This window comes from Chitinivibrionales bacterium (assembly GCA_035516255.1).
GTDB lineage: Bacteria > Fibrobacterota > Chitinivibrionia > Chitinivibrionales > FEN-1185 > FEN-1185.
In genome coordinates, this window is sequence record DATJAL010000025.1 from 1 (window position 1) to 26428 (window position 26428).

General features: G+C 56.2%; 20 protein-coding genes. 4 read left to right on the forward strand and 16 right to left on the reverse strand.

The window, feature by feature from the left end; all coding sequences use genetic code 11:
• Positions 1-212 precede the first annotated feature (212 nt).
• Positions 213-1550: a hypothetical protein gene (locus VLX68_07220; GenBank protein HUI92019.1), complete on the reverse strand. Its 1338-nt coding sequence runs from the start codon at positions 1548-1550 to the stop codon at positions 213-215.
• A 267-nt stretch (positions 1551-1817) separates the two neighbouring features.
• Between VLX68_07220 and VLX68_07225 the strand changes: the two genes are divergently transcribed.
• The 3 genes from VLX68_07225 to VLX68_07235 all read left to right on the forward strand — a co-directional run bounded on the left by VLX68_07225 (position 1818) and on the right by VLX68_07235 (position 6101).
• Positions 1818-2888: an ATP-binding protein gene (locus VLX68_07225; protein ID HUI92020.1), complete on the forward strand. Its 1071-nt coding sequence runs from the start codon at positions 1818-1820 to the stop codon at positions 2886-2888.
• 339 nt (positions 2889-3227) lie between these two features.
• Positions 3228-5453: an AAA family ATPase gene (locus tag VLX68_07230; protein HUI92021.1), complete on the forward strand. Its 2226-nt coding sequence runs from the start codon at positions 3228-3230 to the stop codon at positions 5451-5453.
• An 81-nt stretch (positions 5454-5534) separates the two neighbouring features.
• On the forward strand, positions 5535-6101 hold the full coding sequence (locus VLX68_07235) for a hypothetical protein (protein HUI92022.1): 567 nt from the start codon (positions 5535-5537) through the stop codon (positions 6099-6101).
• 250 nt (positions 6102-6351) lie between these two features.
• Here VLX68_07235 and VLX68_07240 read toward each other — a convergent pair whose 3' ends face one another.
• The 7 genes from VLX68_07240 to groES form a co-directional block, all read right to left on the reverse strand.
• Positions 6352-6879 (reverse strand): DUF3795 domain-containing protein, encoded by a 528-nt coding sequence (locus tag VLX68_07240; protein HUI92023.1) that lies wholly within the window; start codon positions 6877-6879, stop codon positions 6352-6354.
• Positions 6880-7596: 717 nt separating this feature from the next.
• Positions 7597-8766 carry a molecular chaperone DnaJ gene (gene dnaJ, locus VLX68_07245; GenBank protein ID HUI92024.1) on the reverse strand — a complete coding sequence of 390 codons (1170 nt, stop codon included), beginning with the start codon at positions 8764-8766 and terminating at the stop codon, positions 7597-7599.
• Positions 8767-9179: 413 nt separating this feature from the next.
• A complete protein-coding gene (gene dnaK / locus VLX68_07250) occupies positions 9180-11129 on the reverse strand; it encodes a molecular chaperone DnaK (protein HUI92025.1) in 1950 nt (649 codons plus the stop codon).
• Between the two features lie 63 nt (positions 11130-11192).
• Positions 11193-11975 (reverse strand): nucleotide exchange factor GrpE, encoded by a 783-nt coding sequence (locus VLX68_07255; GenBank protein HUI92026.1) that lies wholly within the window; start codon positions 11973-11975, stop codon positions 11193-11195.
• Positions 11976-12015: 40 nt separating this feature from the next.
• Positions 12016-13053: a heat-inducible transcriptional repressor HrcA gene (hrcA, locus tag VLX68_07260; GenBank protein ID HUI92027.1), complete on the reverse strand. Its 1038-nt coding sequence runs from the start codon at positions 13051-13053 to the stop codon at positions 12016-12018.
• Between the two features lie 60 nt (positions 13054-13113).
• Entirely contained in the window at positions 13114-14766 is a 1653-nt protein-coding gene (gene groL, locus VLX68_07265; protein HUI92028.1) for a chaperonin GroEL, read from the reverse strand.
• 72 nt (positions 14767-14838) lie between these two features.
• Positions 14839-15123 (reverse strand): co-chaperone GroES, encoded by a 285-nt coding sequence (gene groES, locus VLX68_07270; GenBank protein HUI92029.1) that lies wholly within the window; start codon positions 15121-15123, stop codon positions 14839-14841.
• Positions 15124-15738: 615 nt separating this feature from the next.
• Here groES and VLX68_07275 point away from each other — a divergent pair.
• Complete coding sequence (locus VLX68_07275) at positions 15739-16074, forward strand: HU family DNA-binding protein (protein HUI92030.1); 336 nt, start codon at positions 15739-15741, stop codon at positions 16072-16074.
• 121 nt (positions 16075-16195) lie between these two features.
• Here the strand turns inward: VLX68_07275 and VLX68_07280 are convergent, their stop codons facing one another.
• From VLX68_07280 to lpdA, 8 genes are all read right to left on the reverse strand, one after another.
• Entirely contained in the window at positions 16196-17023 is an 828-nt protein-coding gene (locus VLX68_07280) for an FHA domain-containing protein (GenBank protein HUI92031.1), read from the reverse strand.
• 39 nt (positions 17024-17062) lie between these two features.
• Positions 17063-17899 (reverse strand): TlpA disulfide reductase family protein, encoded by an 837-nt coding sequence (locus tag VLX68_07285; protein ID HUI92032.1) that lies wholly within the window; start codon positions 17897-17899, stop codon positions 17063-17065.
• Positions 17900-17923: 24 nt separating this feature from the next.
• Positions 17924-18730 (reverse strand): pyrroline-5-carboxylate reductase, encoded by an 807-nt coding sequence (gene proC / locus VLX68_07290; GenBank protein HUI92033.1) that lies wholly within the window; start codon positions 18728-18730, stop codon positions 17924-17926.
• 89 nt (positions 18731-18819) lie between these two features.
• The gene (gene rho / locus VLX68_07295) at positions 18820-20067 is read right to left on the reverse strand and encodes a transcription termination factor Rho (GenBank protein ID HUI92034.1); all 1248 of its coding nucleotides are present in this window, start codon (positions 20065-20067) and stop codon (positions 18820-18822) included.
• 470 nt (positions 20068-20537) lie between these two features.
• Entirely contained in the window at positions 20538-21608 is a 1071-nt protein-coding gene (locus VLX68_07300; protein ID HUI92035.1) for a polysaccharide lyase, read from the reverse strand.
• Positions 21609-22127: 519 nt separating this feature from the next.
• Positions 22128-23297, reverse strand: coding sequence for a class I SAM-dependent rRNA methyltransferase (locus tag VLX68_07305; protein ID HUI92036.1), 1170 nt, complete (start codon positions 23295-23297; stop codon positions 22128-22130).
• Positions 23298-23494: 197 nt separating this feature from the next.
• Positions 23495-24889 carry a radical SAM protein gene (locus VLX68_07310; GenBank protein ID HUI92037.1) on the reverse strand — a complete coding sequence of 465 codons (1395 nt, stop codon included), beginning with the start codon at positions 24887-24889 and terminating at the stop codon, positions 23495-23497.
• A gap of 139 nt (positions 24890-25028) precedes the next feature.
• A complete protein-coding gene (gene lpdA / locus VLX68_07315) occupies positions 25029-26381 on the reverse strand; it encodes a dihydrolipoyl dehydrogenase (protein HUI92038.1) in 1353 nt (450 codons plus the stop codon).
• Between the last annotated feature and the right edge of the window lie 47 nt (positions 26382-26428).

Genomic DNA, 26428 nt, shown 5'->3' on the forward strand with positions numbered 1-26428 from the left:
TTCTTTCCTGAGGTTGCCAACAACTGGACTGCTTCCCGTTTGAACGCATCGTCATACTTCTTACGTGACGTAGACATACACACCTCCAAGAACAAAGATAAATTTGGTTCTCGGAGTGTCCAAATTCAGGAGTACACCTCAGAGATAGAAATGTGCGTTCCCCTCGCCCGCGGTTTACCGAGGGCGAGGGGAACGCACAGATTTTTATATTCTTATTCTTCTTTTAATTCCACCCTGCACGGGGCATGCAGTTTGAAAAGACCGCGTCCGGCGCGGACGAGGCGGACTTCGGGCACTTTTTCGGCGAGCACGTTTGAAAGCCTTTGCAGGCGAAGCGAAAAATTTTCCGCAATCTCAACGTGGCGGCCGCGGGAATCCGTGGTGAAATCGCTGTTGGCAAACTCGGTCTTGCCGCCTATGACATGTTCGCGCAGGATCCGCCTGAGGATGCCCGCGGGCGCCGATTTCACGAGCCGCCTGCCGTTGACGGAAACCGTCTCGCTGGCGGACTGGTAGACAAACACGATTTTCCGCTCCAGGTCGGCCACGAGCCTGGCGTGCCGGTCGTGCACCTGCTGCCACGCCTCGCTTTTTTCCGAAAGGCCCTCGTGGATGAGCGGCGACATGAATTGCTCCGACGGCCTGACATTGGAACGGTATTTAATCCGGTACAGGTGCACCGGTGCACCGTAGACAGTTCCCCTGTGGAGCACCACCCTTTTCCGGATCGGGCATTTATAGTCGCAGGTTACCTCGACGACTGGCCTGTTTGGAATGTGATGACCGTTTAACGATATCCTATTTCTCGTGCAGAACCCTGAAAATGTTGTTGCCGTCCCGCACAAGTTTCCCTTTATGTAGACCTTGTCGCTTCTCCTGACAATATGATGGGGATCCACCACCGCTTCCAGCGGCCGAGGGTCGCTTATCATGGCAACGCTCTCAAACGCAGGCAGGCCCAGCCGCGTGGGAGAGTATTGCAACGGCCTGGCGATGAAAAGGTCGGCGTCGTGATAAGGAATTTTTTTCTGAAACGTACGGTCCAGGCAGAGCATGAATACTGTTGTGTTCTGGTTGGATTTTTTTTCGTGCTTCACCACGGCGGCGAGCATCGACGGCATCATTTTTTGGCAGACATAGGGGATGACGTTTTTAAGGCCGAAATAACGCAAATCGTCCGAATTGAACAAAAATTTCAAAAACGGCGCCAAAATACCAAGCAATGCGGAAACGCTGACGACGGCGCCCTTGTTGAGACCATTGATGAATGAATTGACAAATGCATCTGTGCTCTCGCCGCTTTCAATGAGAAACGGCTCCACCGCATTGAACACGCCGAGCACGTAGGAAATATCCGAAGATTTGTTTTCCTGCCAGACATGCTTGAGCAGATCGGCGTCCTTCAGCACGACACCGCCGTCGCTGATGGGATGGCCGCACCAGAATTTCTTTACCGATTCGAGGGGCAGTTCCCGCAGCATGGTGGCATACAAAAGCCGGAGCGCGTCGTTGCGGATTTTTGTATCGCTATTTGTCGGTGAGGTTTTCATGGAGGATTGCGCGCCTGCCACGGGACAAGGGCTGCCGGAAGCGCCAAGAAAATATAAATAATTGCAGACGCAAGAACAGAAATGTGAAATTTATTGCACGGAGGCGTTTTAAAATATGCATGCCTTATCTTGGAAACGAGTTTTTTTACTTCGACTAATTTGCATGAAAATGCAAAAAAGTCTTGACTTTTTTGCAGAGGAATGATAAATTGTCATTATATGGAAAGAGCACAGACTTCTTATATACTCAATGATCTAAAGAAAAAAATGGTTTTTCTCATTGGCCCGCGCCAGGTGGGAAAAACATGGCTGGCAAAAAGGGTCTCGGAACAGTATAAAAACCCGATGTACCTTAATTATGACAGGTTCGAAGACAGAGACCTGATAAAGAAAGAAGCCTGGCCTGAAACCACGGACCTTCTTATTTTTGACGAAATACATAAAATGCCAGAATGGAAGAATTTTGTAAAAGGCATTTTCGATACAAAGCCGCAATCGCTTCATTTGCTGGTGACCGGAAGCGCACGGCTTGAAACGTTCAGGCAGAGCGGCGATTCCATGGCAGGAAGGTTTTTCAGACACCGTCTTTTCCCGCTCTCTTACAAGGAATTACCGGATAAAAAACCGGACGCCATAGACCGTCTTATTATCCGCGGTGGCTTTCCCGAACCCTTTATTGCAAAAAACGACGTCGACGCCGACCGCTGGAGACAGCAGTACGTTGATGGCCTTATACGGACAGACGTGCTCGATTTTGAGCGTGTTCACGATCTGCGCACCATGCAGACCATTATGGAACTGCTGCGAAGACGCATCGGATCGCCGGTGTCATTCAATTCCATTGCGGAAGACATCCAGGTATCGCCGAACACAATCGGACGGTATATCGAAATACTGGAAGCGCTTTTTATTGTTTTCAGGATAACACCCTACTCGCGGAATATAGCGCGGTCATTGCTCAAAGAACCTAAAATTTATTTCTACGACACGGGCATGGTGATCGGCGACGAAGGCGCCCGTTTTGAAAATATGGTCGCCTTAAGCCTGCACAAACACGTATGCGGCGTTTCTGATTATCTCGGTAAACAGGCGGATCTCAAATATATTCGCACAAAAGACGGCGAAGAGGTTGATTTCTGCATTATCGAAAAAGACAAGCCTCTTCAAATCGTTGAAGTAAAAGCAGGCGGGAGGGATTTCGGGAGCTCCCTAAAAAAAATCCACACAAAATACGGGCTGCCCGCAATTGCCGTGATAAAAAACTTAAAAAGGGAATATAAAGAAGAAGGCATTCCCGTTATGCCAGCGGCGCAGTATTTGAAGGGGTTGTTTTTGTAAACTGATAGGGAATTTGATTTTTCATGAGCGTCCGGGCTGTCCCCCTGAAAAATTTTAACACCCCACATGCACTCCGGCCCCAGGCCTCGCTCACGAGTTCTTTTTACGGTCCACCCCCAATTGAGAATATAAGGGTATTCCGACCTTTTGTCAACTATGACAATGGGGTTTCCGGGGCTTCTAATCAAGCGGGGTGAAATAAGGGAGTTTTCCAGGCGCAGGTCCGTTTTTTAATATTGTTTTATCCCAATCCCCCAAAGAATCCTTCAAGCCATTTCCCATCCAAATGTATTTTAAAAACAAGAATCCAGACAATACAATCAACGATTACTAATAATCATGGATCTTTTCGAACAGCGCAGCCAGGACATCCTCAGCACAACCGCGCCGCTCGCCGACCGCATGCGGCCGCGCACGCTCGACGAGTTTTTCGGCCAAAGCCACATCGTGGGGCCGGGAAGGCTGCTGCGGCGCGCCATCCAGATCGACCAGCTGTCGAGCCTCATCTTCTACGGCCCGCCCGGCACGGGCAAGACCACGCTGGCGCGCATCATCGCCCACACCACCAAGGCGCAGTTCCTGTCTATCAACGCCGTGCTCGCGGGGGTGCAGGACATCCGCGACGCCATCGACAGCGCGAAGAAGACCCTGTCGCTGTACGGCAAGCGCACCATCCTGTTCATCGACGAGGTGCACCGGTTCAACAAGGCGCAGCAGGACGCGCTGCTCCCCCACGTCGAAAACGGCGTGCTCATCCTCATCGGCGCGACCACCGAAAACCCCTACTTCGAGGTGAACAAGGCCCTTGTGTCGCGCTCGAGAATTTTCCAACTTAAAACCCTCACCGCGAGCGACCTGGCCGCCATCGCGCACGCCGCCCTCGGCGACAAGGAGCGCGGTTACGGCGGCCGCAAAGTCTCCATTGACAAGGACGCACTCGACCACATCGTCGCGGTGGCCAACGGCGACGCGCGCGGCGTGCTCAACGCGCTGGAGCTCGCCGTGGAGACCACCAAACCGGACAAAAGCGGCGCGATCCGCATCATTCGCGAAGTCGCCGAGGACTCCATCCAGCAGAAGGCCGTGCTCTACGACAAGGACGGCGACGCGCATTACGACACGATCTCGGCGTTCATCAAGTCGCTGCGCGGCTCCGATCCCGACGCCGCGCTCTACTGGATGGCGAAAATGGTGTACGCCGGGGAAGACCCGCGCTTCATCTTCCGCCGCATGCTGATTCTCGCATGTGAAGACATCGGCCTCGCGGATCCCCGCGCTCTTTCGGTGGTGGTGGACGCGGCGCGCGCGTTCGACTACGTGGGCCTCCCCGAGGGCAGGTTCCATCTCGCGCACGCGTGCCTGTACCTGGCCACGGCGCCCAAAAGCAATTCGTCCATGGCGTTCTTCGACGCGCTCTCCACGGTTTCGCACGAGACCAAGGACGACGTGCCCGCGCACCTGCAGGATTCCTCCCGCGACAAGGAGGGGTTCGGCCACGGCGAGGGGTACCTGTACCCGCACGCGTTCCGCGACCACTGGGTGGCGCAGCAGTATCTCCCGTCGTCGCTGCAGGGAAAATTCTTCTACCAGCCTTCGGACATCGGGTATGAAAAGGAGATCGGCCTTCGCGTGACGAGGCTGCGCGAGGCGATGGTGGAGGCCATGGCGATTGACGATGAGGATATTTTCGAGGGCGATGCGCAGGACACGCCCGGCCCGCGCCGTTTGTGGGTTAAGCGCACGCGCGGCGGCGATACGCTCTCGGCGGCACGCGAAAAGATTTTCGAGGCCGCCGCGCCCGGCCGCGACAGCCTGGTGCTCGACCTGCACGCCCGCACCGGACTCCTCACCTTCGAGGCACTGCGCCTTTCGCCTGAAGGCAGCGTGTGGGCGCTCGCGCATGACGAAAAGGAATTCGACACCGTGGTGAAGATGGCGGCCCAGTACGAGCTGTTAAAACGCCCGACGGTACTGCTTACCTCCATGGATAAGTTCGACGCGGACATAAAAAAATCTGCCGGGCAGAACGTGGCGTTCGACGCGATCATCGGCAGGAACATCATCGCGGCCGAGCGGGACAAGCCGGCGCTTGTCAAAAGAATGCTTGCGCTTCTGGCAAAAGACGGGTGTATCGCGCTTGCAGAGACCGTACATTCGCAGGGCCAGCGCCTGAGCAGCCTCCTGACGTTCAGAAACTTGCCGCAGAACGCCATATCCCGATTTGCGAAAGCTGAGGAACGGCTCTTTGCTGACAAAGGCGACGCGCTTGTCAACTGGGACCCGGCGTCGCTCGAAAAGCAGTGCGCGGCGCAGTTCCCCTGCGTGTTTACCGTCCAGACCATCGCACCGGCGGGCCGCAGGCGGATTACACCCGGCATGGTGGACCACTGGTTCAGGCCGCGCACCGAAGGCGGCCGCACGCCGCTCGGCGCCCGCCTTGAGGAGGAATTCGGTAAAAAGGCCGCCGCCGAGATCAAAAAGCAAATCCACGGCCAGCTTGACAATACAGACATACCCTGGAAGACCTCCATCGCCATCATGCGAATATTTGCCGCCCGCGCCTGATTTTGCGCATCGCGCAACATGAGTTATATTGTTAGCCGAGCATTTCAATAAAATTCGTTGGGGGGATTAAAGGAGACGTTCATGACACAGGCCAACGCTCGTCAGCCGTTCCGGAATTTCTTCATCAAACGGTCGATGCAGCTGAACCTCATTTTCAAGATTCTTCTCGTCGTGCTTATCGGCGCGGTGCTCGCCACCGCGGCCCTCACCGTGCTCTACAACTTCAAGGCGCACGGCGGCAGCTTTTACTACATGAGCAACGACATGCGCCAGGACCTCGAGCTCAAGAGCGTTCTCGAGTTCGTGCTGCCCAGCGTGATCGGCGCGCAGGTGTTCAGCATCCTCATCGGCCTCGGCATCGGGCTTTTCTCCTCGCGCAAGATGGCGGTGCCCATTTACAAATTCGAAAAATGGGTGTCGCAGCTTCGCACCGGGAACCTGAACACGAAAATCTCGTTCCGGGAGACCGAAGCCGAAATGGAAGACCTCACGTCGGAGTGCAACGCCATGGCCGGATTCTACCAGAAACTGTTCAAGGAAATGAGCGCCTCGGCCGAGGCGATTGAAAAGAACGTGGGGGGAAACGCCGCGGCAATGGAGCAGGTGAACCAGATGAAGAAGACGCTGGGGAAGGTGAATTTCGGATAATATTGATTTTAAAATGATATTTGATTCTATTTCCCCTCTTCATCTGTGGAGAGGGTTGGCCGCTCCGGCGGCCGGGGTGAGGCGTAAATAAAAAGAGCATTTACTTCGCCGGCATGCAGTCCAGTTCCTTCTCGATCCGCACAAGCACAGCATTCATATCATTCATAACTTCACCATTCGTAAACCTCCGCCTCGTCCCCTGCTTCTTCTCCACAGTGTGGAGAAGGGAGCAAGAAAATCAAGCTTTCCATTACCCCTTCCTTTTCGCCACAAACTCCTCCACTACTTTCCCATGCCTCTTCGCGTACCCGCTGCCCGGCGCCTTCCCGCACTTCCTGCAGCTTATGTTATATGCCGAATTCATTGCTCCACATTCGGGACAGCTGAAAAGTTCCCTCGTCTCCTCGAACCAGGTTTCCCAGCCCGCGTCGCGGATCCTGTCCTGCCATTCCCATAGTTCGAGGCGGTGCGGCGCTTCTGCCTGGAACCGTTTGAGTTCCTCACACGGATATTCTGCGCATTGCCCGCAAAAGTCAATTCCCTTTTTGGCAACGCAGGCAATCATCTTGCAGCTGTTGCAATAAACATAGCGGTTAGCGGACCTGCACCCGTCACACACGAGCGTCTCCGCCGGCACCCCGAGCCCCGCCGCGATCCTTGCGCGGTGTTCCGGCGTTTCGCGCGCCCCGATGTAAATGAGGCACGACGGGCAGAACAGTCCGCACGCCCCGGCAAGGGATTTATCCGCCTTTGGGGATTTTTGCTGTGATGGTTTCATGATGATTTCCTTTCGATGTTATTCCGGATTTGCAAAGGTGATGTCTGATGGAATTCTCATGAAAGAAAATAAGGTTTCGTGATGTTCTTGTCAATCCAATCAAAACCTTTCCAAAACAATCCGGGCGTTCCCCTGCTTCGCAGGGTCGGCCGTCCTTCCGGTCTCGGGCAAGCCCTCGGGCTGCCACGGCCCCGATATGCCTGACGGCGAGGGCCGGGCAGCACCGCGCTCCAGCGCGGCCTCCAGTCCTGCCTAACGCTTAGCATAAGTCAACTATAATTTTTGTTTTTCCATCAGTGACGCAACAGCGCTCATCTCAGCCAAGAAATTTCTCCAGATGTAAGAACTGATAACAGTCTGGCCATACTTTTTGACTGAGGTGAAGTCTTTGGGAGCTTTCACGAAATGTAGTTGCTTGAGGAGAAAAGTCAAACTAGAGGATATAGTGCGGCACTGAAAAATCGTAGATCAACTTCCGCCGATATAATAATTTCTTCTTCCGCCGTGTAAACTACTTGCTGCAACTGGGGGATCGCCAGCCACCCGGGGTTTCCGTGTACCACAGAAGTATCGGCGCCAAAGAGGGGGTGTGGGTGCGGATCGCCGGCGCGCCTTCGGCTTTTTTTATTCTTGGGGCGCGCCGGAAGCCGCACCCCAGGGGGAGACTTCCCCCTCAATAATTTCTTGCTTTATGGGAAAATATGGAAACAAAAGGATTTAGGAGAAAAATTCCTTAAACTTCTCAAAGCTCCCCTTCTCCTGCGTCTCGGTCTGCGCGAGCTTTTCAAAAAGCTCCTTTGCTTCCTTCGACAGCCTTTCGGGCGTGTGCACGTGCACGCGCACGAGCTGGTCGCCGTGTTCCGGGCTGTGGAGCTCGGGCAGGCCCTTGCCGCGAAGGCGGAAGATTTTCTCAGACTGCGTTCCGGGCGGAATTTTGAGGCTTACCTTTCCGTCAAGCGTGGGCACGGTCTTGGACGCACCGAGCGCGGCTTCGGAAAAGGTGATGTCAATGGAGCACACCACGTCGATGCCGTGGCGCTCGAAGAAATTGTCCGGCTCCTCCTGGATCACCACGATGAGATCGCCCGAAGGCCCTCCGTTCTGGCCCGCGTCTCCCTTGCCGTCCACCGTGATGTAGTTGCCTTCGGAAACGCCGGCCGGGATGTCGACCGACACGGTCGTCTCGGCCGCCTGTCTGCCGCTGCCCGAACACTTCGGGCACGGATCGGTCACGATCTGTCCTTCGCCGCGGCACACCGGACACACCGATTCCTGCACGAGCTGGCCGAAAAAAGAATTCGACACATGCTGCACGCGGCCCGACCCGCCGCAATGTTGGCAGGTTGCGCGCTTGCCGCTCCTCGAGCCACTTCCGCGGCACTCGGTGCACAAATCCTTGCGCTTCACTTTGAGCGTCTTGGTGACGCCGGTTGCTATTTCGGAAAGCTTGAGGTGCAGATGCACCTGGAGATCGTTGCCGCGCGAACCGCCGCCGCGCCGGCCGCCGCCGCGCCTTCTTCCGCCGCCCATGCCGAACAAATCGGAAAAGAACGACGAGTCGCCGCCGAAATCGTTCATGAACGCGCGCAGCGCGTCGGAAAGGTCGAAGCCACCGGGACCGAAACCGCCGAACCCGCCGCCCGCCCCGCCCGCGCCCGGCCCCTCGAACGCGGCAGTGCCGAACTGGTCAAACTGCGAGCGCTTCTTGGGGTCCTTGAGCACCTCGTACGCCTGCGTGGCCTCCTTGAATTTCTCCTCGGCCTCCTTGTCGCCCGGGTTCTTGTCCGGGTGGTATTTCATGGCGAGCTTGCGGTAGGCGCGCTTGATGTCGTCTTCGGAGGCGGATTTGGGGACGCCGAGGACTTCGTAGAAGTCGCGCAAGGCCATAGATGATTTCTCTATTTGGAAAATTTTTTATCGAGTGTACTGATTATCGGAAAAATCCAAATATCGTGACTGGGCATTTTTACGCGGGCAAATGTCCGGAGGTAAATATGAAACCAGTTTATAAATGAATCAATCAAGAAAACTTTTTATAATGGATAAAACTCATCTTTGCCTATCTTTATGGCCTTTAACAACCCTCCGATGAAAGCCTCCCTTTGGCGGATACAATAAGCATTTTGTCATTTCATTCCGCAAGGGCAAGGTAATGGTGCTTCGCACCTTTTATTATAACATTTGCCCTTTCCTTGCCGGTTCTAAGCTCAATCCGAGCTGCGCCAGCTCGCTCTTCGGGCGAGGCCCTTCCATATCTTGAATTTTATTTTTCAAAATATCCCGTGCGTCAAGAATGCCTTTTACTTGTCATCCACCACCGTAAAATCCGCATCCACCGGCCCTTCACCGTCCTTCTTGCCGTCCTTCTTCTGCCCATCCGACGGCCCCTGCTGCGGCCCGGGTCCCGCCTGACCCTGCGGCCCTGCTCCCGGCTGGCCCTGCGGGCCCGCGTGTTTGTACAACTCCTCGGCCATCTTCTGCGATACCTTGACAAGCGCGTCCATGCTCGACTTGATCGCGGCGATGTCGTCGCCCTTGGCCTTCTTGCGCAAATCGTCGCACGCCGCCTGAATTTTGTTCTTCTCGTCGAGCGGGATCTTGTCGGCGATGTCCGCGAGCGTCTTTTCGGTGGTGTACACGAGCTGGTCGGCCTGGTTCTTCACGTCGATCCTCTCGCGCTCCTGCTTGTCGCGCTCCACGTTGGCCTCGGCCTCGCGCACCATCTTCTTGATTTCCGATTCCGAAAGCCCGCTCGACGATTCGATGCGGATCTGCTGTTCCTTGCCGGTGCCCAGGTCCTTGGCGTTTACTTTGAGGATGCCGTTGGCGTCGATGTCGAAGCTGACCTCGATCTGCGGCACGCCGCGCGGCGCCAGCGGGATGCCCACGAGGTCGAACTTGCCCAGCAGCCGGTTGTGTCCCGCGAGCTCGCGCTCGCCTTGGTACACCATGATCGAGACCGCGGGCTGGTTGTCGGACGCGGTCGAGAAGATCTGGCTTTTCTTCGTGGGAATCGTGGTGTTGCGCTCGATGAGCTTGGTCATCACGCCGCCCAGCGTCTCGATGCCCAAGGATAGCGGCGTCACGTCGAGCAGCAGGATGTCTTTCACGGTCTCGTCGCCGCCCAGGATCGCGCCCTGGATGGCGGCGCCCACGGCGACCACCTCGTCCGGGTTCACGCTCTTGTTCGGCACCTTGCTGAAAATTTCCTCAACTTTTTTCTGCACCGCGGGCGTGCGCGTCTGGCCGCCTACGAGGATGACCTCGTCGATGTCCTCGAGCTTTACCTTCGCGTCGGCGATGGCCTTGCGGCACGGCTCCACCGTGCGCTCCACGAGGAACGCGGTGAGCTGGTCGAACTTGGCGCGGGTGAGGTTCATGTCGAGGTGCTTGGGGCCGGATGCGTCCGCCGTGATGAACGGCAGGTTGATGTTCACCTGCATCTGGCTCGACAGCTCGCGCTTGGCCTTCTCGGCCGCCTCCTTGAGCCGCTGCAGCGCCATGCGGTCCTTGCGCAGGTCGATGCCCTGCGTCTTCTGGAACTCGTCGGCGATCCAGTCGATGAGCACCTGATCGAAGTCATCGCCGCCCAGGTGGGTGTCGCCGTTAGTCGAGCGAACCTCGAACACGCCTTCGCCGATGTCAAGAATTGAGATGTCGAAGGTGCCGCCGCCCAGGTCGTACACCGCGATGGTCTCGTTTTTCTTTTTGTCAAGACCGTAGGCAAGCGACGCGGCCGTCGGCTCGTTGATGATGCGCTTCACGTCGAGTCCCGCGATGCGGCCCGCGTCCTTGGTGGCCTGGCGCTGCGAGTCGTTGAAATACGCCGGAACGGTGATCACCGCTTCCTTCACTTCCTGGCCCAGATAGTCTTCGGCGGCCTTCTTGAGGTACTGCAGGATCATGGCCGATACTTCCGGCGGGGTGTATTCCTTGCCGCCCGCTTCCACCTTGACAAGCTCGCTGGCGCCGCCGGTCACTTTATACGGCACGCGTTTCTCCTCGTTTTCAACTTCGCTGTGGCGCCGCCCCATGAAACGCTTGATGGAAAACACCGTGTTTTCTGGATTGGTGATCGCCTGCCTGCGTGCGATGGACCCCACGAGCCGCTCGCCCGCCTTGGTGAACCCCACCATCGAGGGCGTGGTGCGCTCGCCTTCGGCGTTCGGGATCACCACCGGTTTTCCCGCCTCCATGATCGCCACGCACGAAAACGTGGTGCCCAAGTCGATTCCAATGATTTTAGCCATAAAAGCTCCTTCTTTTCTCTATCTTTTATTTTTCGTTTTTTTCGGCTCACTATTGCACGGCAATCAGGCCCCTTCAGTGCCTTCTTTCTTTTCCTTATCATTCGGTTCCGATTCGACTTCAAACACAGCCTCGTTTTCCGCCGGAGCGCATGATGCCTTTTCTTTTTTCTCCTGCGCGGGCGCGGGTTTCCCGCTCGAAACGATCACCTTTGAATGTTTGATCACCTTTCCCTTGAGCCGATATCCCTTCTCGCACACCTCGGCGATGTGGTGCTCGGGAATCGTCTCGTGCGGCGTTTTCATCATGGCGTCGTGCAGCTGCGGGTCGAATTCCTGACCCGCCTCGGTGTACACCTCGAGCCCGTGCCGGTGCAGCACGTTGTCGAGTTTCGTAAACACCATTTTCATGCCGTCGATGAAAGGCTTGGCGTCGGCGCCTTCCTTGTGGGCCTTGAACGCGCGCTCGAAATTCTCGCGCACGTCAATGATGTCCTTTATCAGTTTCTCGTTGGCCTGTTCCACGATCTGCTGGTTTTCCTTGAGCGTCCGACGCTTGTAATTGTCGAATTCCGCCATGAGCCTCAGGTATTTGTCGTTGACCGCGCCGACCTGCGATTGCAGCTCGTCGATTTTTTCAAGGTCTTTTTCATGTTCGGTCTTCGGTTTTTCCTCCTGCTTCGGCTTTTGTTCGGCAGACATTTGGGCGGCTGCGGCAGCAGCCTCCGGCGCATTGACCTGGGCGCTTTCATCAGCCTTTTTCTCAGGATGCCCGTGGGGATGACCGAAACCGTGATGATCATGGTCTTTCACCCCGTTTTTATGATTTTGTTTTTGATCTTGTTCCATGATTGTTTCTTTCCGTGCTAACCTCAGTGGTGGGGTGAGGTTACGTGGAATACATCTCCCCCAGCAATCTCGCCGTGTAATCCACCGCGCTCACCAAAAACGGGTACGGCATGCGCTTGGGGCCGATCACGCCGAGGCTGCCCTCCAAATGGCCCACCTGGTACTTGGTCTTGACAACGGAGAACGACTGGAGCTGGCCCTCGGCGTTCTCGCCGCCGATGGAGATCATGACGCCCGATTTGTTCACCTGCTCCTTTTCGAACAGATGGAGCAGGAGTTTTTTCTCCTCAAGAATCTCGATGATCGCGCTCACCTGGCCCTTGGAGAAAAATTCCGGCTGCACCACGATGTTGGTTTCGCCCTCGGTGTATACCTCGTCGGTCTGTTCCGCCTCTATCATCTTCTTGATGGACGGGACAAACAGGCGGATGAGCCCCAGCTCGTACTGCTCCACATTATTGAAAATCTTGTCCTCGTTCTTGAGCATGTCGTCGAGCGTGAGCCCGAAAAACCGCTCGTTGATGACCTGGCACGCGCGCTCGAGACGCTCGGCCGACAGGCCGGTCTTGAGCTCAAGCACCATGGTCTTTACAAATCCGGAATCGATGGTGAGGTGGAGGAGCACGCGCTGCGATTCGATGGGAAAGATGTGCACGTGCCTGAACACGCCCCGGTTGAGCTTCGGCGCGAGGATGATGCCGAGCTGGTGCGTGGCCCGCGACAGAGCCCGCGATGTGGCCTCCATGAGCAGGTGCAGGTCGGAGGGTTCCACTTTGACAAGATAGTCCTTGATCTGCTTCTTCACGTCCTGCGGAAGCTCCATGTATTTCATCATCCGGTCGACATAATAGCGGTATCCCTTGTCGGTGGGGACCCGTCCGGCCGACGTGTGCGGCTGCGAGATGAAGCCGCGTTCCTCGAGGTCGCCCATGATGTTGCGTATCGTCGCGGCCGAGGTGTCGAAATCGGGCTGCTTGGAAAGAAAGCGCGAGCCGGTCGGCGATGCGCTCAGGATGTAATTGCGCACCACGGCCTCAAGCACCTGCTGCTCGCGTTCTGTCAATAATTCTTCATTCATAATTTCCGTGATGACGCCATGGGGAGAATCGCCTCCCCATGGCGAAAACAGGTCGACGGTTTAATACATGTCGCCCATACCGCCCATGCCGCCACCCATGCCGCCGCCGCCCATGCCGGGGGCCGGTTCTTTTTCCTCTTTGGGCTTTTCGGTGACGATGCATTCGGTGGTCAGGATAAGTCCCGCGATGGACGAAGCGTTCTCGAGCGCGGACCGCACCACCTTGGTCGGATCGATGACGCCGGCCGCAAGCAGGTCTTCGTACTTGCAGGTGTAGGCGTTGAACCCGTATCCGCCCTTGTGGCTCCTCACATCGTTGGCGACAACCGAAGGCTCCATGCCGGCGTTCTGGACGATCCAGCGGAGCGGCTCCTCGATCGCCCTGCGGATGATGTCAACGCCGATCTTCTCGTCGCCCTCGGCCTTGAGCGCGTCAAGCGAGGCCGCGGCGCGGATGAGCGCGACGCCGCCGCCCGCCACGATGCCTTCCTCGACCGCGGCGCGGGTCGCGTGCAGCGCGTCTTCCACGCGCGCCTTTTTTTCCTTCATCTCGGTCTCGGTGGCAGCGCCGATGTTGATCACGGCGACGCCGCCGGCCAGCTTGGCCAGCCGCTCCTGCAGCTTCTCCTTGTCGTAGTCCGACGTGGTTTCGTCGATCTGCTTGCGGAGTTGGTTCACCCGGCCCTTGATGTCGTCCTTCTTGCCCGCGCCCTCGATGATGGTGCAGTTCTCTTTGTCAATCGTCACGCGCTTGGCCTTGCCGAGCGAATCCACGGTGGTGTTCTCGAGCTTGAAGCCGGCCTCCTCGGAGATCACGATGCCGCCGGTGAGCACGGCGATGTCCTCGAGCATGGCCTTGCGGCGGTCGCCGAATCCCGGGGCCTTCACGCCGGCCACCTTGAGGGTGCCGCGGAGCTTGTTCACCACGAGCGTGGCGAGCGCCTCGCCTTCGATCTCCTCGGCGATGAGCAGCAGGCTTTTTCCCATCTGCGCGGTTTTTTCGAGCAGAGGAAGCAGGTCCTTCATGGCGCTGATTTTTTTGTCATGGATCAGGATGAAGGGTTCCTCGAGGATGCATTCCATGGTGTCGGAGTTCGTCACGAAATACGGGGAGATGTACCCGCGGTCGAACTGCATTCCCTCCACCACCTCGAGGTTGGTGTCGATGCTCTTGGCCTCTTCGACGGTGATGACGCCGTCCTTACCGACTTTTTCCATTGCGCCGGCAATGAGCTCGCCGATTTCCTGGTCGTTGTTCGCCGATATCGCGGCAACCTGAGAAATTTCCTTCTTTCCGGAAATGGGTTTGGATTGCTTCTTGAGGTCGTCGATGATGGCCTTCACCGCCTTGTCGATGCCGCGCTTCACGGCCATGGCATTGGCGCCCGCGGTAACGGTCTTGATGCCCTGGCGGGCAATGGCCTGTGCGAGAACGGTGGCGGTGGTGGTGCCGTCGCCGGCAACGTCGGAGGTCTTTGACGCGACTTCCTTGACCATCTGCGCGCCCATGTTTTCGAATTTGTCCTCAAGCTCGATTTCCTTGGCAACGGTCACGCCGTCCTTGGTGACCGTGGGCGAGCCGAAGCTTTTATCAAGGACAACATTGCGGCCGCGAGGGCCGAGGGTCGTCTTGACCGCGTTGGCAAGCACGTCAACGCCCTTGAGCAGACGTTCCCTTGCCACAACATCAAATGCCAATTGCTTTGCTGACATAGTGCGTTCTCCTGTTTGTTGTAAGTATTATTGGTTTTTGTTTTTTTGTCTATGAGTGTCTTTGGGTGCATTTTAGATGATTGCGAGAACGTCGCTCTCTTTTACAATAAGATATTCCTGGCCGTCAACGGTGACCTCGGTTCCGGAATACTTTCCGTACAGGACCTTGTCGCCTTTCTTGAGCTCCATGGCGATTTTCTGGCCGTTGTCAGAAATTTTACCGGGGCCCACGGCAACAACCTCGCCTTTCTGGGGCTTTTCCTTGGCATTGTCCGGGATGATGATTCCGCCCTTTGTTTTTTCTTCAGCCTCAAGGGGCTTTACAAGAATCCGGTCGGCTAATGGCTTAACGTTCATAACAACTCCTCCTTGGTAGTGTTGAATTTTTGAATATAATACGGATTAAACGGGAAATTATTAGCACTCTTTGGGATTGAGTGCTAACAAATATAACACAATATGAAAAGGATGTCAAGCGATTGGCAGAAAGATTTTTTGTTTCTTTTGGAAGGATGGCTTTTTAAAAAGTCTTGGCGATAAAAATAAGAGGACGCTTTGCAAAGTAAATCATTGACAAGTGATAATTCGCTTCGTTCGACTTCCTCAATCAATCTAATAAATGTTATCATCGAAAAAAAATGGATGGGTATAACAATAACAATGATTTGTCCCCTGTGAATTGTTTCATCCCTGAGAATTATAAATTTCCATGATTTTTATCCTGGAAAGAAAATTATCCTCTAGTATGTTATAACTTCATGGCACACAATATATTGTGGATTTTCCATAATTTCAGTTCCCGTATCGACTTGTGGAAAAAGCTGAATAAAAAAAGACTTGATTTTATTGCGTTAACAAATATATTCTATTAATTGATAAAGAGATAACTCACTTGCTTAATCCTGTTGTTCATGTTAAGCCGATATCGAGGGGAAAAATAAGAAGATCAACTTCTAACAGAGAGTATGTCGCATGGGAAACGTAACAAAAAAAGATCTTGTTGAAAAGATTTCTGACAGAACCGGCCTTACCCAGGTGGATACCAAGATCGTGGTGGAAAGCCTACTGGAAGCCGTTTCAAAGGCGCTGCAGCAGGGCAGAAATATCGAAATACGCGGATTCGGCAGGTTCAAAATCAAAGAGAGAAGGGCAAGAAGCGCGCGCAATCCCCGCACTAATGAACATATTCAGGTGAAAGCCGGGTTCAAACCGGTGTTCGAGGCTTCAAAAGAACTCAGAAAACGGGTTAATGACAGCTATTGGGTAAAAAACCCTCAGCAGGAATCCCCGGCGCCACCGGCGGCCTGAAATTCTGCCCCAAATAATCAGATAAAAAAAAGCGCATTGAAATGCGCTTTTTTTTTTCGGTGAAGCCCTCTTTAACAATTGAAGAACCCCACCCCACCGGGCTGTGCCATTCGAAATAAATTTAAGAATGCATGAAATATTGGTAGCGCTTGACTTTCGTCTCCAGGCCCATTTTTTTCAGCGTCGTCTGCAATTCCGAGCGGCCGATCGATGCGCCGCCAAAATCGCTGTCTGAAAGCCGCTTGCGGATCGTCGTATCGTCCGCGAGAGGATTTTCGAATATCGCCAGGCGTATCCTGTCTTCAAGCTGAAGCCCGGCCGGATTGCTTCTGAGCAGCTCGCTGCGCTTTTTTTTCTGAGCGTCGCCGACCTGATCTGCCGACGGCGCCGCCTGCTGGGCACCCACTTCAATATTTTTTGTGTCGCTGAAAGCGGGGTGTGATTGTCCGGCGGCGGAAATCTCCTCGATTACCTCCTGCGCCTTCGGCTGCTCGGGCGGTCGCGCCGTTTCAACTGGGGGCGTCTGCTCTTTGGGAGGTGTGATGGCGGTATCGGTTGCGGGAGGCGAAGCGGCGCCTTCAACGCGCACGTCCGTGTCGGACAACGGCTCGCCGCCGGATGCCTGCACCACGGGCGATTCTTCCTGCGAGGATTCCTGCGCGGGCTCAGGTGAAAACGAGATGGTGTATGCGCCTACGGTCACCTTATCGCCCTCCGAGATAAAGGCGCTCGTGACGCGGATGTCGTTGATATAGGTGCCGTTGAGCGACCCGAGGTCCGAGATGCTCCATCCGTCACGCGCCAATTCGATGCGCACGTGGTTGCGCGAGACGGCCTTGCTCGCAATGGATATTGTGTTGGTCCGGGACCTGCCGATGGTTATCACGGTCTTCTTGACAACGTAGGTGCCCAGCACCTTGTTATTGACCGATATGGTGAAGGTTGGCATAAGGTGATTCCCCGGAACCTGATTCTTATAATATAATTATTACCGTGCGGCCGTGTCTGCCGACCACAAGGAAACGGCGGCTTTTTTCAAATCGTTGTACCAGGCGCGCAATTCGTCGGGAGAAACACGGATCGCCGCGGCGACCTTCTCTATGGGTTCGCCGCACTCCACCCGCGCAATGGCGTTCCATCGCTGCTTGGGCGTGAGCCTCTGCGCCTTTGCCGCCTCGCCCTCCCCGGCTTTCGCCTCCTGGCCCTTTCCCGCTTCAACGGCCTTCACCGGAACGGTCGCCCCTCCCTCATCAGCGGAGACAGCGATTTTCCCTCCCTCACGCACCGCCTTCAGTATCTTTTCGAGTTTCGGCCCCAGGGGATTTTTCTCATCGTAGCCGCGGGAGGAAAACCGTATGACGCCCATGGTATCGATCACAAACAGTGCGGGAAGCGATTTGACGCCGTAACGTTCCGACGTCTTGGTGTAGGGATCGAGCAACACCTGCACGGTATAGTTCTTTTCCTTGACAAAAGGCTCAACGACGGCCGATCCCTCCTTGTCGATGCTGATGCACAGGACAAGGACGTTGTCCTTCTTGTGCTTTTCGATGAACGCCTGAAGCTCCGGGATTTCCTTCTGGCACGGTTTGCAGTAGGTGGCCCAGAAGCTCAGGATAACCGTGTGCCGGATTTTGTTGAGATACGGCTTCGACAGCGTTTCGCCGGAGTAGGTGGAAAGCGAAACCCGGTCGCCCGAAAGGGACGGGAGAGAGAAACTCGGGGCGGCCGTTCCGGCCGGAAGAAGTTTTCCCTCGTCGGCGTTCTCCGCGAACGCCGAGAAGCCTACCGCTGCCGCAAAGATAATCATGAAAATCCGCTTCATACCGCACTCCCTTTCTGTGCAACCTTATTCCTGTTTTCCAATTTCCTCGGCGCGCGCCGCGGCCTCGGTGACGGCCTTGATGACGGAATACTTGAATTTGTTTTCCTCGAGCGCCATGAGCCCGCGCACCGTGGTGCCGCCGGGAGACATGACCGCAGACTTGAGCGCGGCCGGCGTCTCCTGCCGTTCCTGCACCATGCGTGCGGCGCCGACCACGGTCTGCACCGCGCAGTCCTTTGCAACCGCATAGGAAAGCCCGGCCGCAACCCCTCCTTCGATGAGCGCCTCGATGAAAAGATAAACGTACGCGGGGCCGCTCCCGGAGAGCCCGGTTACCGCGTTCATGAGCTTTTCGGGAACGGCGACCACCCTGCCGAACGCGCCGAGAATGCGCTCAGTCGTTGCTTTATCGGAATCACGGCAGCGGCCGCCGCAGCAATAGGCCGACATCGCCTCGCCCACCAGGGCGGGCGTGTTGGGCATCACCCTGCACACGCGCGCGTGCGCGGGCAAAAGTTTTTCGAGCTTCGCAATGCCGATGCCGGCGGCGATTGAAATGAAAAGCGGATCATCGGCCCCGGCCTGAAAGCCCGAAAACGCCTTGAGCGCGTCGGCCATGTCCTGCGGCTTCACCGCGATCACCACGGCGTCGGGCTTGTTTTCATCGAGGATCCACTCGTCGGGCGAAACCACGAGCGCCTCGTCGGGGAGGTGCTTGAGCACCGCATCGCTCTTGTCAAAGGCGATAATTGAAACGTCGTCGTACTTCTTGAGCAGGCCGGCGACGATCGCCCGGCCCATGTTGCCGCAACCCAAAACCGCGATTCGCATGCGTGACTCCGTTGTTGAAAAAACGTGAATGCATATATGCGCCAATGCGTTTCCGCTTCTACGGGTCCACGCATTCACGCATATGCGACTCAGCTCTTCATCGATTCCAGAAAATCCTTGTTCGTCTTTGTCCCGCTTATTTTCTCGTTGAGGAACTCCATCATCTCCACCGGCGTCATGGTGGCAAGGAACTTGCGCAGGATCCACATGCGGTTGAGTTCCTCTTTGGAAAGGAGCAGCTCCTCCTTGCGCGTGCCCGACTTCATGAGGTCGATGGCCGGGTAGATGCGCCGGTCGGCGATCTTCCGGTCGAGCACGAGCTCCATGTTGCCCGTACCCTTGAACTCCTCGAATATCACCTCATCCATGCGGCTGCCGGTCTCGATGAGCGCGGTCGCGATGATGGTGAGGCTGCCGCCGTTGTCGATGTTGCGCGCCGCGCCGAAGAACCGTTTCGGTTTGTAAAGCGCCTGCGAGTCCACACCGCCCGAAAGGATGCGCCCCGAGTGCGGCGCCACGGTGTTGTGCGCGCGCGCGAGCCGCGTGATGGAGTCGAGGAGGATCACCACGTCCTTGTTGTGCTCCACGAGGCGCTTGGCGCGCTCGATGGCCATTTCGGCCACCACCACGTGGCGCTCGGCCGGTTCGTCGAACGTGGAGCTGATCACTTCGGCCTTTACGGAGCGCGACATGTCGGTGACCTCTTCGGGCCGCTCGTCGATGAGCAGCACGATGAGCACCGCCTCCGGGTGGTTGGTGGAGATCGCGTTGGCGATGTTCTTGAGCAGCACGGTCTTTCCCGTGCGCGGCGGCGCGACGATCAGGCCGCGCTGCCCCTTGCCGATGGGCGTCGCCAGGTTCATGATGCGCGTTGAAATTTCCTTTGCGTCGTGCTCGAGGTTGAAGCGCTGGTTGGGGAACAGCGGCGTGAGGTCGTCGAAGTTGATCTTCTTCTTGCATTCCTCCGGGTCCTCGAAATTGACCATCTCCACGCGGAGCAGCGCGAAATACCGCTCGGAATCCTTGGGCGGCCTCACCTGGCCCGACACCGTGTCGCCCGTTTTAAGGTAAAACCGCTTGATCTGCGACGGCGACACGTAGATGTCGTCCGGCCCGGACAGATAGCTGTTGAGCGGCGAACGCAGGAACCCGAACCCGTCCGGCATGATTTCGAGCACGCCCTCGGCGAACATCTGCCCGTTCTGGGCCGCCTGCGCCTGGAGGATTTTAAAGATGAGTTCCTGCCTGCGGAGATTGCGGTGATCCCCGATGCTGAGACTGATGGCCAGATCGTAGAGATCGGTCATGGCCTTTGTTTTTAAATCGGCAACGTTCATCGAAACACCTCAATGAAAGAAAAAATGAATGGAATAATGACACAACGGCGCCCGCGAGGGCCGCCGAAAAAAAATCCGTATTTGTTCTGAAGAGCAGTTTTCAAATTTATAACGGCCGGTACGAATTGCGGCACGCGGGCCGGGCCATCACCAGCGCTTCTTTTTATGTCAATGAAGAACGACAACGGTGCTGGAAACAGATCCGAATTTCGTTTTGGATTTCCGCAAAAAAGAAGGCTTCACTACCCGGTATCACTTGGTAAAAATCACGCTTCTGTTATTTGAAATTCCATTTTTTGGAGATTGTATGTATCGAAAATTTTTCGAGATTGGATGTATCGGCTGATTTGGTATCGTGTGAGGCTTAAAACAGGATAAACCGATTTTTCGCACTCCGTTATAGTACAAATATGCAGTATTCCGGCTGAATTGTCAAGTGATTTTTAATTTTCCCTCTATTTTTTTTCGATTTATCGAACCTGAAAAATCTTCCCGATGATTCTATTGGAAGCAGATTGCCCGGCGATGAGATAGCATCCCGATGACTGTAAAGCGTTGCCATCCCCATTGGCCTGTTTTGCATATCGCTTGTCCCCCATCCGTTGGCCGAGGAGATTCATCATCTGGATTCGGCATCCGATATTTTCCCCGTACGCGACGGTGTACGGATGAGGAAACGGGCGCGCCGCCATGGTGCCTGCAAATGCGGCATTCACCACCGCGCCGTAGGAATCCCCTCGTGTCAGGCCGTCGAGCCAAAGAATGTTGGTGATGGTGGTCTGCTTGGAGCGGTAGAAGCCGTGCTTCCAGTAATGGTTGCCCACGCCGCCGAGGCTCGATTTGTACTGCAGCGTGGGAACATTGACAAGCGCAAGCACCTGGGAAAAATCCGCCTGGCCCTCGTCGCGGCGCCACGCCGTCACCGAGCCGGTGAAATCCTTTGCGAATTTGGTCTGCAGCACAAGGTCCACCCAATGCCCGAGATCAAGTCCGCTGCTGCTCAGGGGATACGATTTCCACCGGAGCGACTTGCCCGCGGAATCCAGGTCGCCGCTGTTCAGATCGACGCTGAACCGGTCTTGCACGCTCACCGCGACCGACGGCGACGCGGCAAGCACGTCGGGCCCGTGAAGCTGAAAAATAATGGCCCACGCGCCATCCGCATCGGCGGCCGGCGCCTGCCAGGACGTGTCGAGCCGCACGCTGAAGGCATAAAATTGCGTGCCGCTCGCCTCGGCCTCATACATGGCCGTGCCCGCCGCGTCCGACATGACCAGGACTTCGGCGCGCTCGCCTGACGAATTGATCGGGTCGTCGCCCGGCCGCACCTCAACGCGAGCGGCATACTGTCCTTGACGCACAGGACTCGTCACCCGCAGGAACCGGTCGGCGGCCATGGACTGGAGATATTTCCAGTTGCCGGCGCCGGTGATGCCGTTTTCCCAGTCGCCGGAGAAGGAGACGGTTTGGGAGAAGGTAAAAGGGACGATGCAGATAATGGTAAGTAATGACGCAAAGAAACCATGAAGAATTTTTCGCATTGATACTCCTAAAGACGATTCACTTTTTAAATTTTTCTCTTCTCGGATACCAAACAGCAATTTTTTTATATCTTTGGTAATTTCAAAAGGCTCCCAATATAATGTTTCATAGCAGCCACAGGAGATAGTACCGCAACGGCGCCCCAGGGGCCACAAGACGAATATTAGCCTGGATTTTTTAAATAAAAGTAGTTGGAAGTTGAAGGTTGGATGTAACGTTTAAGACAAAGCTTTTTTCTTTTTCAACCCCAAACTATTATTCCGGAGAGCACAAAAAACTTTACTCATGAACCTGAAACCGACCGTTCGCCCTGAGCCTCTCGAAGGGCGGAATCCTCGGAACGCTCATGGCTCGACAAGCTCACCGCGAACTGAAAGTTTAAAGTATTTCATGCTCCACGTAGTGACTATCTATCTTCTCTGAGTCTTCCGTATCTCTTTGGTGATTTTTCTTTAACTATCTTATTTTTTTTCTCTGCGCCCTCCGCGTCCCTGCGGCGAATTTATAATTAGGTCAAACTATTGCACCCTCAGCACCAGCCCCTTGAGATACTCACCCTCCCGATGCGCTATATTGAACGGATGGTCTTCCCCTGCGGAAAGCACGTGCAGCACCTGCACGAATCGGCCCGAATCGGCGGCCGCGGCGAAAACGATCTGCCGGAACAGTGTGGGATCGACCGCGTTGGAGCAGGAAAAAGTGAAAACGATTCCGCCGGCGGCGCTTTTTTTGAACGCAAGCAGGTTGATGTCCTTGTAACCGCGCGCAGCGGCGTCAACCTCGCCCTTGTGCCTTGCGAATTTCGGCGGATCGAGCACGATGCAGTCGAACGAGCGGTCGGTCTTGCGGAGCCAGTCGAACACGTCGGCTTTAACGGTTTCGTATTTTCCGTTGTCAATGTCGTTGAGGCCGCAGTTGGCCCGCGCAGCGGCGAGGGCATCATCCGATGTGTCAACGAGCACGCCGGAGCGGCCGCCGGCGCAGAGCCCGTACACCGAAAACCCTCCGCTGTAGCAGAAGCAGTCGCAGACGGTCTTCCCTGCCGCGTAAGATTTGAAAAGCCTCCGGTTGTCGCGCTGGTCAAGGAAGAAACCGGTTTTCTGGCCGGTCGTAATGTCCGCGTTGAACCTGAGGCCGTTTTCCCGCACGACAAGCGGCGAGGGGATCGTCCCGCTCAGGAGCCCGCCTGCCCCGGGCAGGCCTTCCCGCTGCCGCGCGTCCGCGTCCGAGCGCTCGCAGATGAACGCGGGCGACAGGTTCCTGGCGAGGCATTCGAGAATGGCGGGCCGCAGCCGCTCCATGCCCGCGGCCTGAATCTGGATGCAGAGCCCGGTTGCGTATTTGTCAACAATCAGTCCGGGCAGGCGGTCGCCTTCCGAATTGACAAGCCGGCACGAGTCGGTGGCACCGTCAAGGAGGGCGGCCCGCCGCGCCGCGGCCCCGGTGATGCGGCGGCACAGCTCGGTGCCGTCGAAACGGCCATTCCTGTTCGTCAGCATCCGCACGCGGATCGCTGAATACGGGTTGTAAAACCCGGTTCCCAGCGGTTCGCCGGAAGATGATTTGACGGAGCATATTTCACCCGGCTCCCCCTCGTCTTCAACGCGGGCGATGGCGCCGGAAAACACCCACGGGTGCCCCATGCGCAGCGGTTTGTCTTTTTCTTTTTTCAGATGGATTACCATCATGCAAGTTGATCCTGCTTCATTAAATAATTCACTGCGGAGAGGACGGAGAAAACATACAGTGGGAAGTTGGAGGTTGAAAGCAACGACACGAACGAAACACGTTTGGCTTTCAACTTCCGCTTTAAACTAATTGCCTTCTCTGTGTCCTCTGTGTCTCTGTGGCAAATTTTTCCTGGCGTTCTTTGCGAGAAAATGTTTTATCTCGGCGGAATAAACATGTTCCGCAGCTTGTGAAACGCCGCGCCGGGTCTGCGCAGCGCCTTCAAAATCACCTTCGGATTCAACACATTGCTCATAAACAGGGTGCGGTTGACTTTGTCCCTATAACGCTTTATGTCCGCCGCCGTCGAACGGCGGAGCTTCATGGGCATGCGGCCGAGCAGGCTGTTTTCGGCGTTGTCATACTCCTCGTAGCTTTTCACGTTAAGGAGGTCGTGCTCTTTTGCATAGGTAAAGAGGTCGTTGCCCGGAAACGGCGTCGTGGTGCACACGGTCCAGCTGCGGGGCTTGATTTTCCTGAGCAGCCTGTGGGTCAGTTCCATGTCTTGGGGCGTTTCGTCGGGCGCGCCCAGCATGATGAACGCGTGCGGCAGAATGCCGAGCTTGTGGCACCAGGCGAACACCTGCTCGGCCTGTTCCGGGTTGGCGTGCTTGCGGTAAAACTCCAGCACCGCCGGCGACCCGCTCTCAACGCCGAAGCCGAGCTGTTTGCACCCCAGCGATTTCATCATTTCGAGTTTTTCCCAGGTGACCGTGTCGACGCGGGAATTTGCCTGCCATCGCACCGACATGTTTTTTCTCGCGAGCGCGGCGCCGAATTCCCTGAACCACTCCATGGGCATGGCCGTGAACGTGTCGTCCTTGAAACTCACCTCTTTTTGCCCGACGACGCTAAACGCGTGTTCCATTTCGTCAACCACGTTGGCCGCGGAGCGTCGCCGCACCGCGGCGCCGAACAGCCCGTCGAGCATGGGCTTGCAGTACAGGCACCTGAACGGGCACCCGCGGCTGGCGATCATGCCGATGGTGGGATAACGCGAATAGTCGATGAGGTCGCGGGCCGGGAACGCCAGCGAATCCAAGTTGGCGATAAATGCCGGACGGGGATTGACTTTCGTTTCATTGTTGATTTTGCACGCGATTCCCGGGCATTCCCTCGGCCGCCCCTGCGCAAGCTGGGAAACGAATTCGCTGATGATTGCTTCGCCCTCGCCCAGAACGGCGTAATCGAATCCTGATGCCAGCGCCTCGGCCGCCGACATGGTCGCGTGCGGCCCGCCGATGACCACGGGCCTTCCCGGCGCAACGCGCTTGACATACGCAAGAATCTCCATGGCCTTTCCGAACAGCGGCGTCGTGGAGGACATTCCCACCCAGTCGGCCTTGGCAAGCGCTGCGTCCATGTGGCCGAGCCCTTTTGCAAAGCTCAGGTCAAACACCGTCACGCTGTGGCCCAGCGACCGGAGCGTCGCTGCGATGTACAGGAGGCCCAGGGGCTCTTCGAGGCCGCCGGCCATGCGGGTTTTGTAGCGGGGGTAAATGAGGACGATGTTCATGGTGCTGGCAGATATTTTCCGGATATGATCCGACACTTCATTTTATTGTCACTCCCGCGAAAGCGGGAGTCCATCTTGCCCATCTCGGAATTTTAACATGGATTCCCGCTTTTGCGGGAATGACATTGATATATCGTACTTGTCAATCTTCCACAATATATAACCAAATAAAATATTATTCGAATAGCGCCACCGTATCCTTGATCATCTCCGACACCGTGGGATGCGGAAATACGACCTTCAAAACATCCTCCACCGTCATCCCGTGCTCAATGATCATCGCCGCGCCGAAAATCAACTCTGAACAATGATCGCCCACCATGTGCATGCCGACAAGCTTTCTACTCGTTTCGTCAATCACGGCCTTGACCAGGCCGCGGCCGCCGTCGGTCTCGGCGGTGTAGCGGCTGTTGTACCCCATGGGAAGCTTGGCCTCCTTTGCCAAAATGCCCTGGCCGGCGGCCTCTTCTTTTGTCAAGCCAACGCCCGCCGCCTCGGGGTGGGTGTAGATGACGGACGGGATGGCCCGGTAATTCACCCGCGCCTCTTTTCCGAGCATGTCGCTCACGCATGCCTGCGCCTCGTGATAGGCGGTGTGCGCGAGCATGGACTTGCCGTTCACGTCGCCGGCCGCCCAAACGCCGCTCACGTTGGTCCTGCCTTTTTCGTCGGTGACGATCGCGCCTTTCTCAACCTTGACGCCCAAAGTCTCCAGACCGAAACCGGCGGTAACAGGCCTGCGGCCCACGCTGAGCAGAACGAGGTCCGCTTCTGCCGTCTGCGATGTGCCGTTGCTTTCAAATTTCACCGCGTGATTTTCTACGGAAGCCACCGTTGAACCGAGGTGGAACACGATGCCTTTTTTTTCAAGCTCCCGCTTGAGCGCCTGGCTTATGTCTTTGTCAATTGGGCCGCCAATCTGCGGCAGCATTTCAACCACCGTGACGCGGCTTCCCGCCTCGGCGAAGAACGTGGCGAATTCCAGGCCGATCGCGCCGGCGCCGATGACGACGAGCGATTTTGGCACCGAGGAAACGGTGAGGATTTCCCTGCTTGTCAAGACAAAGTCCTGATTCATGCCGGGAAGACCGAGCCTTATGGCGTCCGAGCCGGTGCAGACGAGCAGCCGCTTCGCCTCGAATTCCTTTTCGAGCACCGAGACCCTGAACCCTTCGCTCCGCTTTCCCCTGATGACGGCGGTTCCCGCAACGGTTTCCACGCTGCATTTCTTTAATGTAAAGCCGATGGCGTTGCGCTGCGATTCCACGATTTTCTGCCTGTGCGCCGTGAGCGCGGCAAGATCAAGGGCGGCCCCGTCCGCGGTCACGCCGAAATTCCGCGACGACAGCGCCGACGTGTAAAGCCCGGCGCTGTACAGCATGGTCTTGGACGGAACGCACCCCTCGTTGAGACAGACGCCGCCGATGCGGCTTTTTTCAACAAGGAGCGTTGATAGCCCGGCCTTGCCCGCCTGTTCGGCCGCGAAATATCCCGCGGGCCCGCCGCCGATGACAATAAGATCGTGCATTCTTTATCTCCGGATCATGGAAACAGGTGTTTTGTCACTCAAAAATA

What these genes read in the sequence shown, in the direction of transcription:
- VLX68_07240 (HUI92023.1), bottom strand. Translation starts at nt 6,879, where the DNA reads ATGAAACCATCACAGCAAAAATCCCCAAAGGCGGATAAATCCCTTGCC.
- VLX68_07230 (HUI92021.1), top strand. Translation starts at nt 3,228, where the DNA reads ATGGATCTTTTCGAACAGCGCAGCCAGGACATCCTCAGCACAACCGCG.
- VLX68_07285 (HUI92032.1), bottom strand. Translation starts at nt 17,899, where the DNA reads ATGAAGCGGATTTTCATGATTATCTTTGCGGCAGCGGTAGGCTTCTCG.
- hrcA (HUI92027.1), bottom strand. Translation starts at nt 13,053, where the DNA reads ATGAATGAAGAATTATTGACAGAACGCGAGCAGCAGGTGCTTGAGGCC.
- dnaJ (HUI92024.1), bottom strand. Translation starts at nt 8,766, where the DNA reads ATGGCCTTGCGCGACTTCTACGAAGTCCTCGGCGTCCCCAAATCCGCC.
- VLX68_07305 (HUI92036.1), bottom strand. Translation starts at nt 23,297, where the DNA reads ATGATGGTAATCCATCTGAAAAAAGAAAAAGACAAACCGCTGCGCATG.
- VLX68_07280 (HUI92031.1), bottom strand. Translation starts at nt 17,023, where the DNA reads ATGCCAACCTTCACCATATCGGTCAATAACAAGGTGCTGGGCACCTAC.
- VLX68_07300 (HUI92035.1), bottom strand. Translation starts at nt 21,608, where the DNA reads ATGCGAAAAATTCTTCATGGTTTCTTTGCGTCATTACTTACCATTATC.
- rho (HUI92034.1), bottom strand. Translation starts at nt 20,067, where the DNA reads ATGAACGTTGCCGATTTAAAAACAAAGGCCATGACCGATCTCTACGAT.
- VLX68_07220 (HUI92019.1), bottom strand. Translation starts at nt 1,550, where the DNA reads ATGAAAACCTCACCGACAAATAGCGATACAAAAATCCGCAACGACGCG.
- dnaK (HUI92025.1), bottom strand. Translation starts at nt 11,129, where the DNA reads ATGGCTAAAATCATTGGAATCGACTTGGGCACCACGTTTTCGTGCGTG.
- groES (HUI92029.1), bottom strand. Translation starts at nt 15,123, where the DNA reads ATGAACGTTAAGCCATTAGCCGACCGGATTCTTGTAAAGCCCCTTGAG.
- VLX68_07255 (HUI92026.1), bottom strand. Translation starts at nt 11,975, where the DNA reads ATGGAACAAGATCAAAAACAAAATCATAAAAACGGGGTGAAAGACCAT.
- VLX68_07275 (HUI92030.1), top strand. Translation starts at nt 15,739, where the DNA reads ATGGGAAACGTAACAAAAAAAGATCTTGTTGAAAAGATTTCTGACAGA.
- VLX68_07235 (HUI92022.1), top strand. Translation starts at nt 5,535, where the DNA reads ATGACACAGGCCAACGCTCGTCAGCCGTTCCGGAATTTCTTCATCAAA.
- proC (HUI92033.1), bottom strand. Translation starts at nt 18,730, where the DNA reads ATGCGAATCGCGGTTTTGGGTTGCGGCAACATGGGCCGGGCGATCGTC.
- groL (HUI92028.1), bottom strand. Translation starts at nt 14,766, where the DNA reads ATGTCAGCAAAGCAATTGGCATTTGATGTTGTGGCAAGGGAACGTCTG.
- VLX68_07225 (HUI92020.1), top strand. Translation starts at nt 1,818, where the DNA reads ATGGTTTTTCTCATTGGCCCGCGCCAGGTGGGAAAAACATGGCTGGCA.
- lpdA (HUI92038.1), bottom strand. Translation starts at nt 26,381, where the DNA reads ATGCACGATCTTATTGTCATCGGCGGCGGGCCCGCGGGATATTTCGCG.